The 791-nt window shown below is 68.0% G+C and carries 1 protein-coding gene and 1 pseudogene; one reads left to right on the top strand and one right to left on the bottom strand.

The window, feature by feature from the left end:
• Positions 1-84 precede the first annotated feature (84 nt).
• Complete coding sequence (locus ACFF45_RS35525; RefSeq protein WP_381351176.1) at positions 85-207, bottom strand: hypothetical protein; 123 nt, start codon at positions 205-207, stop codon at positions 85-87.
• On the opposite strand from ACFF45_RS35525, the pseudogene ACFF45_RS35520 reads away from it, so the two are divergent.
• Positions 158-582 (top strand): annotated as a pseudogene (locus ACFF45_RS35520) (AICE element replication initiation protein); the annotation flags it as partial. The gene ACFF45_RS35525 and the pseudogene ACFF45_RS35520 overlap by 50 nt on opposite strands.
• Between the last annotated feature and the right edge of the window lie 209 nt (positions 583-791).

Raw genomic sequence — 791 nt, 5'->3', positions numbered from 1 at the left:
CGCATCCTCCTGGGCTGACCACACCCTCCGTCACCACCGACTACGGAACAGACCCAAACGAGCGGTGTGACCAGAGTGGTTGGGTTACTGGCGGGCCGCCGTCAGGCGGCCGTCGAAGGTGATGTCGTAGGCGTTCAGGGCGGTCTTCCAGCGCATGGTCCAGCGGGCCGACTTCGCCCACCTATGCGCGCAGCTCGACGCCGCCACCGGCCTGGGGGCGCTGGCCGCCTACCGGGCCAGCCTGGACGACCTCAACGACGACGTCATCGAGGGCGACCTGCTCGCGCAGACCGTCCTCAAGCACGCCGCCGGCATCGACCCGGGCACCGAGCAGCGGATGACGTCCGCCGAATGGCTGCACGCCCTCACAGGCCTCTATACGGGCGAGGACTTCCGTCCCTTGCCTATAAAGGCTGGCCGACCACCGGCAAGGTGCTCTCAGACCGCCTCAAGCGCCTCCAGCCCACCCTCGCAGCCCGCGGCGTGCTCATCGACTGGGGACGCACCAATGCGTCCCGCTACATCGGAATCGCGCGACCGGACACCGCGCCGCCCCCGCCCGAGCAGGAAGTGGCGTTCTGACCACCGGGCCGCGGTCCTGGACAAGCAAGAGGAGCACCCGGCGGCGCGTGCTCCTCTTGCTGTTCGGCGGCAGCGCCGCCCTGCAAGGGTCGCGCCGCGAAGCGGCCCGTTCTTCACGCTCTGAGCCGCGCACTGCAACAGACCCCCTCTTTGTCCTTAGGGCTTGCAGATCATTAACACGTCGTCTTGATCTTGTTGCTGAGCTCGTC

This window comes from Streptomyces cinereospinus, from assembly GCF_042430725.1.
GTDB classification, from domain to species: domain Bacteria; phylum Actinomycetota; class Actinomycetes; order Streptomycetales; family Streptomycetaceae; genus Streptomyces; species Streptomyces cinereospinus.
The sequence above is the reverse complement of the archived record's forward strand: the minus strand, read 5'-3'. Positions and strand labels throughout refer to the sequence as shown.